The organism is Homoserinimonas sp. A447 (assembly GCF_054489325.1).
This window is the reverse complement of sequence record NZ_JBTMWW010000002.1, coordinates 1-6,663: the sequence shown is the minus strand read 5'-3', so window position 1 is coordinate 6,663 and position 6,663 is coordinate 1. Positions and strand designations below refer to the sequence as shown.

The window sequence follows — 6,663 nt, the reverse complement described above, 5'->3', positions numbered from 1 at the left end:
CGCCAGCTCCCGGCCATTCAGGGTGCCATCCCCCAGCCCAGTGATGCCGTCATCCGTCGTCAACTTCAACGTCACGAAGTTGCGATCCGGACTGGTGACAATAACTTCAGCCTTGGTAATGATCACTTGGTGCCTTTCGTTTGCATGAGAGCGAGTACTACCACTCGGCGAACCCACCGTCGGCGTGCCGCCACAATGGCGTGCGCCAGGCGGTGCCGCGCGCATCCGCTGCCCGCACTGCTGCCTCATCGATCTCAATACCGAGGCCCGGCGCGGTCAGCAATTCGAAGTTTCCGTTCACGAACTTCAGCGGCTCGGTGTCGACCACATAGTCGAGCACTTCCGCGCCCTGGTTGTAATGGATGCCGATGCTCTGCTCCTGGATGAGGTAGTTCGGCGTTGAGAACCCCACCTGCAGGCAGGCGGCGAGCGCGATCGGCCCCAGCGGGCAATGCGGGGCGAGTTGCACGTCGAACGTCTCGGCGAGGGCGGCGATGCGGCGCACCTCGGAGATTCCGCCGGCATGGGAGAGGTCGGGCTGGGCGATCGCGATGCCGCCCTGCAGTACCGGCAGGAACTCCTGACGGCTGTACAGCCGCTCCCCCGTCGCCACCGGGATGGTGGTGGAGCGGGCGAAGTCGCCGATCAGGTGCGAGTTCTCGGGGGCCACCGGCTCCTCGAGGAAGAAGGGGTGAAACTGCTCGAGGAGCGGCGCAATGCGACGCGAACTCGCCAGCGTGAACCGGCCGTGGAAGTCGACGGCCACATCCCGGTCAGGGCCGAGCACTTCTCGGGCGACGGCGACCCGCTGCACGACGTCGTCCAGCTCCCGTACACTGCCGTTCCGGCTCATCCGGCCGCTCGCGTTCATCTTGACCGCCGTCAGGCCGACCTCGAGCTGCGCTGCGATGTGGTCGCCCACCTCGGACGGATCATCACCACCGACCCAGCCATAGGCGCGGATGCGATCGCGCACCGCGCCACCGAGCAACCGGTGCACCGGTACCCCGAGTGTCTTCCCGGCGATGTCCCAGAGCGCCTGGTCGACTCCGGAGACGGCACTGGCCAGCACCGGACCGCCGCGGTAGAACCCAGCCTTGGTGAGCACCTGCCAGGTGTCTTCGATTCGCGACGGATCGGAGCCGATCAGGTATTCGGCGAACTGGGTGACGGCCGCCCGAACGGAGTCGGTGTGACCCTCCAGCGATGCCTCGCCCCAGCCGACGACGCCGTCACTGGTTTCGATTCGGACGAACAGCCAGCGCGGGGCGACGGAGAACGTCTCAACCTTGGCGATGCTCACTGCGTTAGTTGTCACTGGGTCGGCCCTCCGGCCGCCTGGTGGGCCTGCACAGCTTCGACGATATCGTCGATCAACTCGTCCGGGGTGCGCCGGATGTCGACGGGGATGCCGGCCTCATCCGCCTGCAACGGCTCGAGCGTGTCGTATTGGGATTGCAGCAATTCCGGGGGCATGTACTCGTGCTGGCGTGCGCTGATCCGTTCCGCCACCAGCGACATGGGGCCTTCCGGGTCGACGACGAACAGGTTCGGAACGAACTCGCGGATCAGGTCGCGGTAGTCGCGCTTGAGCGCGGAACAGACGACGACGATGCCGGTGTCCGCTCCGGCCTGCAGCACCTTGCCCACTTCCTGCAACCAGGGCAGGCGCTCAGCGTCGGTCAGTGCCGTGCCGGCAGCCATCCTGGCGATGTTCTCCTCCGAGTGCAGCCGGTCGCCGTCGACGAAGCCAACCCCGAGGCGCTCGGCAAGCATCGTGCCGATGGTGGATTTTCCCGCCCCCTGCACGCCCATCACCATGATCGGCGGTATTCCACTCACGCTCAGCCCTTCGTTGCACCGGCGGTGAGGCCCGACACGATGTATTTCTGGGTGAAGAGCGCGATCACCATGATCGGCAGCGTGATGACGACGGCTGCCGCCATCAGCCCGCCCCAGTCGATGCTGGCGTAGGCGACGAAGTCGAAGATCGCGACGGGAAGCGTCTTGGTTCGCGAGCCGGAGAGCACCAGCGCGAACATGAAGTTGTTCCAGGAGAAGATGAACGACAGGATGGCCGCGGTCGCGACACCGGGGATCGACAGTGGCAGCGCGATCCGCAGGAATGCGCCGATCGGGGTCAGTCCGTCGACCTGCGCCTGCTCTTCGAGCTCCACCGGCAACGAGTCGAAGAACGACATCATGATGTAGACGAACAGCGGCAACAGGATGAACATGTGCGAGAGGATCAGCACCTCGTAGCCGCCGACCAGCCGCAGGTTGGAGAACACGAAGTACCACGGCACCAGCAGGCTGACACCGGGGATGATGCGCGCCATGAGCACCAGCGCGGCCGATTTCTTCATCACGAACCGGCTCATCGAGTAGGCGGCCGGCACACCCAGCACCATCGACAGGAAGGTCGCGCAGAGCCCGATCCAGAAACTGTTGAAGATGTACTGCAGATAGCTGGCGCGACCGAACACGGTCTCGTAGTTGTCGAGCGTCGGGGTGAAGACGAAGGCGGATGCCGGGTTGTAGATGTCGACGTTCGTCTTCAGCGAGGACAGCACCATCCAGACGAGCGGTGCGATGAAGGTCAGCACGATGAGGATGAGCATCGTCACCCGGAAGGCGCTGTAGGTGCGGACACCTCTCGGCTTGCGGCGCTTCGCGCTCGGCACCGGGAGCGTCAGGTCTTTGGCGGTCACGGTGCTCATGAGTTGCCCTTCTTCCTGCGCGCTGTCAGAGCCCAGATGCAGCCGATGATCATCATGAAGAAGATGATCAGCACAGCGGATGACATGCCGTAGTCGTTGTAGTCGAAGCTGAGTCCGTAGGCGTAGACGTTGAGCGTCTCGACCTCGTGGAACGAGCCACCGCCCTTGCCCTTGGTGGCGTACAGGATGTCGAATGTCTTGAGTGCGTCGATGCCGCGCAGCAGGATGGCGGTGATGAACACCGGCATGATCAGCGGGAAGGTGACGTACCAGAAGCGCTGCCAGGAGTTCGCCCCGTCAACGCGAGCTGCTTCATCCGGTTCGTCGGAGAGCGAGGTCAGCCCGGCGAGGAGGATCAGCACCACCATCGGGGTCCACTGCCAGATGTCGACGAACATCAGGGTGGTCAGGGCGGTGTCCTGTCCGGACAACCACGGCTGGTCGGGGATCCCGACCCAGTTCAGCAGCTGGTTGGCGAACCCGATGTTGGGGTCGAGGATGAGGCTCCACATCATTCCCACGGCGACCGGGGTGGCCACCAGAGGGAGCAGGATGGCGACACGCACCCACTTCTCACCGCGGAACGGACGCCAGAGCAGCAAGGCGATGCACATGCCGAGGGCCATCTCGAAGAAGAGCGCCCCACCGGTGAAGTAGACGGTGCGCCAGACCGACGGCCAGAAGCGGTCGAAGTCGGTCAGTACCTCGGCGTAGTTCTCGAGGCCGATGAAGTCGGACTCCGCACGGACTGAGCCGGAGGCATCCGTCAAACTCAGGTAGACCGTCCAGCCCACCGGAAAGGCGATGAGCAACGCGGTGAAGATCATGGCCGGAGCGGAGAGAACCCATTTCCGGTGCTTGTTCGCCCACTGGGAGAAGTTCTCCAGGGGGCCGGTCTTTCGGTTAGCGACAACGCTCACCAGTCACCTCTTTCCCGCCGTGCCGCAGGGCGGCGAATCACAACGTGGTTGATTCGAAAGTACGCGCGGTGTGGCGGGCCGTCCAATAATGGGACGGCCCGCCATCCGTGTTACTTCTCGTCGTCCAGGAATGCCTGGAACTTGGCCTGCGCCTCTTCGATGGCTGCATCGACATCGCCACCGGTGATGGAGACGACGATCGGCATGCCGACGATCTCGCGAGCCTCGGCTACCGAGATGACCAGCGGACGGTCGTAACCGACACCGCCTTCGGTGCTGCCCTTGATGGCCTCAACCAGGTCAGCCGGGTAGTCAGCCGTTGCGGACGGGTCTTCCCAGACGGAGATACGCGAACCGGGAACGCCGGCCTGCTGGATCTCGAGCATCTTGTCCTGGCTGGTGGCCCACTCGATGAACTTCCAGGCGTTCTCGGTGTTCTCCGTCTCAGCGGCGATACCGAGTGCCCATGACGGCACGTTGTACGGGTGCGAACCTTCCTCGCCGGCCGGGAACTGCGCGAAGCCGACGGTGTCGGAGATCGTGGAGCTCGCCGGGTCGGTCGCGTTCTTGTAGAGGCTGTCAGCCTCCGTGTAGAACGCGGCGTTGCCCTGCGTGAAGATCGCCATCGCCTCAGGCCAGCTCATGTCGGTCGACACGTTGGCCGGACCGTAGTTGCGGATGAGCGAACCGTACAGTTCGTACGCCTTGGCAGCGGCATCCGAGTCGATCACGGCGTTGCCATCGTCATCGATCCAGTCGCCACCCATGCTGTACAGGTAGCTGCTGAACTGCGTGACAGCGGCAGACACACCGGTGCGGGAGACGAACCCGGCAATGTCGGGGTTCTGCTCCTTGATCTTCTTGGCCGCGGCCTCGAGTTCTTCGAGCGTGGTCGGAACCTCAAGCCCTGCCGCCTCCAGCAGGTCTGTGCGGTAGTAGAGAACCTCGCGCTCGGTGATGATCGGAACACCGACCACATCACCGTCGACCGTGGTGGAACCGACCGGGCCGGGCTGGAAGTCGTCCCAGTTCCAGTCGCCGTTCTCGGAGACATTGTCGGAGATGTCAGCCAGCCAGCCGTTGTTGGCGAAGAGCTTCCCCTCCTGCAGTGGGCGGTACATCATGACGTCGATCTCGTCGGTGCCGGCGTTCAGCTTCACGTTGTACTGGTCCGAGAGCTGGTCTTCGCCGAGCTGAGTCAGGTTGACCGTGATGCCGGTCTCCTCCTCGAACTCGGGAATGGCTTCCTTGACGATGTCGGTCCAGACGTGGTTGGCGAGGGTGACGTTGAGGGTGTCTGAGCCACCCTCTTCAGGTGCGCTACAGGACGCCAAGGTTCCCACGGCCATGAGGGCTGCTGTGGTGATTCCGGCGAAGCGCAGGACGGTGCGGCGTTTCACGTTGACTCCATTCCTGAACCAGCGCATTTATACGCGGGCTCCACAGACGCATCTTTACATCTGCCTTAGTGAGAGAGCGTAGCCTCACTAATCTGACTTATACAAGTCTGAACACCGAATGGATATGATTTCACCGTGGATGAAGAAGCCAATGAAGCCAGCCCCGCCCTGCGGCACGGATTTGTCGCGGGCAGAACCCACGAAACACCCGGGTTGCACAACCAGATCCTCGACGAACTGGGTCAGGCGATCTGCGAGGGGCGGATGCCCGCCGGCATGACCTTCACCACGGAAGAGCTCGAAAACCGCTACCAGGTGTCGCGCTCGGTCATCCGGGAAAGCCTGCGGGCACTCGAGGCGATGGGGATGGTGACCTCCAAGCGGCGGGTGGGCAACCGCATCCTGCCGATGAGCGAATGGAATGTCTACGACCTCAGCGTCATCCGTTGGCGACTGGCCGGGCACGGTCGCATCTCCCAGCTGCGCTCCCTCACCCAGCTGCGCACTGCCATCGAACCGGAGGCTGCGAAACTCGCAGCGAGCCGCGGCGCCCTCTCGCAGGCGAGCGACCTGATGGGACTCGCCGGGCGCCTGTGGGCCGCCGGGCGAAGTGGCGACGAGGAGGGCTTCCTGGAACTCGACATCGAGTTCCACGCGCTCATCATGGAGATGAGCGGCAACGAGATGTTCTCCCGCCTGAACAACCTGGTGTCCGAGGTGCTCATCGGTCGCACCCATTACGGACTGATGCCGAAGTTCCCCCACGATGAGGCGCTGCAACTCCACGTCGACGTCGCGAACGCGGTACAGAGCGGCAACGCCGACGGTGCCGGCGCGGCTATGCTGCGCATCATGGATCGCACCATGACCGAGATGGGCGAGATCTGGGAGCACGGCGTGACCGAGCCGATCGCCCAGGTGGGCGAACCGACTGGCACCGAAGGCTGAGCAGTCAGCGCGCGGTAGCGATTGACCGAGCGCCGAGTGCGGTAACCGCCGAATCGACGACGACGGCTGGATCGAGGCTGATGTCGACGGTGACGCCTTGCTCATCCTCTGCACGCGGCTCGAGGGTCGCATACTGCGACTGCAGGAGCGCGGGCGGCATGAATTCGTGTCGCCGACCGCCGAGCCGGGCCGCGACCAATTCGATCGGGCCTTCCGGGTCGACGATGAACAGCTCGGGTACCGACTGGCGGAGGAAGTCGCGGTACTTCCGCTTCAGCGCGGAGCAGGCGACGATGATGCCCTCATGCCGTTCGGCGGCCAGGACGCGTCCGATCTCGGCGAGCCACGGCATCCGGTCGCCGTCGTCGAGCGGGATTCCGGCGGCCATCTTGGCGATATTCGCCGGCGGGTGCAGCGAGTCACCGTCAATAAAGTGGGCGCCCAGCCTCGCCGCGAGCATTGAGCCGATCGTCGACTTGCCAGAACCCTGCACCCCCATGACCACGATGGGCGGAATCGCGTGTGTCATCTCGCGTCACCAGTCGTGGATGGTGCCGTCCGCAAGCCTGTTGTAGGGCAGGTACGCGGTCTCGTACGGGTACTTGCCGGCCTCGTCCTGGTTCAGTTCGACACCGATGCCGGGCTGGTTGCCGGGGTGGAGCATGCCGTCATTCC

The 6,663-nt window shown here is 64.0% G+C and carries 7 protein-coding genes and 2 pseudogenes; 1 reads left to right on the top strand and 8 read right to left on the bottom strand.

Features of this window, described 5'->3' with window-relative positions; all coding sequences use genetic code 11:
* The 6 genes and pseudogenes from ACX3O0_RS16130 to ACX3O0_RS16105 form a co-directional block, all read right to left on the bottom strand.
* Positions 1 to 126: pseudogene (locus tag ACX3O0_RS16130) on the bottom strand (bifunctional D-altronate/D-mannonate dehydratase); the annotation flags it as partial.
* 31 nt (positions 127 to 157) lie between these two features.
* A complete protein-coding gene (gene dgoD / locus ACX3O0_RS16125; protein ID WP_459108501.1) occupies positions 158 to 1,318 on the bottom strand; it encodes a galactonate dehydratase in 1,161 nt (386 codons plus the stop codon).
* Positions 1,315 to 1,842, bottom strand: coding sequence for a gluconokinase (locus tag ACX3O0_RS16120; RefSeq protein ID WP_459108500.1), 528 nt, complete (start codon positions 1,840 to 1,842; stop codon positions 1,315 to 1,317). The genes dgoD and ACX3O0_RS16120 overlap by 4 nt, the downstream gene beginning before the upstream one ends.
* 2 nt (positions 1,843 to 1,844) lie before the next feature.
* The gene (locus ACX3O0_RS16115) at positions 1,845 to 2,720 is read right to left on the bottom strand and encodes a carbohydrate ABC transporter permease (protein WP_459108499.1); all 876 of its coding nucleotides are present in this window, start codon (positions 2,718 to 2,720) and stop codon (positions 1,845 to 1,847) included.
* On the bottom strand, positions 2,717 to 3,640 hold the full coding sequence (locus ACX3O0_RS16110) for a carbohydrate ABC transporter permease (RefSeq protein WP_459093651.1): 924 nt from the start codon (positions 3,638 to 3,640) through the stop codon (positions 2,717 to 2,719). The genes ACX3O0_RS16115 and ACX3O0_RS16110 overlap by 4 nt, the downstream gene beginning before the upstream one ends.
* A 110-nt stretch (positions 3,641 to 3,750) precedes the next feature.
* Positions 3,751 to 5,040: an ABC transporter substrate-binding protein gene (locus tag ACX3O0_RS16105; protein WP_459108498.1), complete on the bottom strand. Its 1,290-nt coding sequence runs from the start codon at positions 5,038 to 5,040 to the stop codon at positions 3,751 to 3,753.
* Positions 5,041 to 5,175: 135 nt separating this feature from the next.
* On the opposite strand from ACX3O0_RS16105, the gene ACX3O0_RS16100 reads away from it, so the two are divergent.
* Positions 5,176 to 5,988, top strand: a complete 813-nt coding sequence (locus ACX3O0_RS16100) for a FadR/GntR family transcriptional regulator (RefSeq protein WP_459108497.1) — start codon at positions 5,176 to 5,178, stop codon at positions 5,986 to 5,988.
* A 4-nt stretch (positions 5,989 to 5,992) separates the two neighbouring features.
* On the opposite strand, the gene ACX3O0_RS16095 is transcribed toward ACX3O0_RS16100, so the two are convergent.
* Together ACX3O0_RS16095 and ACX3O0_RS16090 are read right to left on the bottom strand one after the other, a co-directional pair.
* Complete coding sequence (locus ACX3O0_RS16095) at positions 5,993 to 6,517, bottom strand: gluconokinase (protein ID WP_459108496.1); 525 nt, start codon at positions 6,515 to 6,517, stop codon at positions 5,993 to 5,995.
* A gap of 6 nt (positions 6,518 to 6,523) precedes the next feature.
* Positions 6,524 to 6,663 (bottom strand): annotated as a pseudogene (locus ACX3O0_RS16090) (bifunctional D-altronate/D-mannonate dehydratase); the annotation flags it as partial.

What these genes read in the sequence shown, in the direction of transcription:
- ACX3O0_RS16115 (WP_459108499.1), bottom strand. Translation starts at nt 2,720, where the DNA reads ATGAGCACCGTGACCGCCAAAGACCTGACGCTCCCGGTGCCGAGCGCG.
- ACX3O0_RS16095 (WP_459108496.1), bottom strand. Translation starts at nt 6,517, where the DNA reads ATGACACACGCGATTCCGCCCATCGTGGTCATGGGGGTGCAGGGTTCT.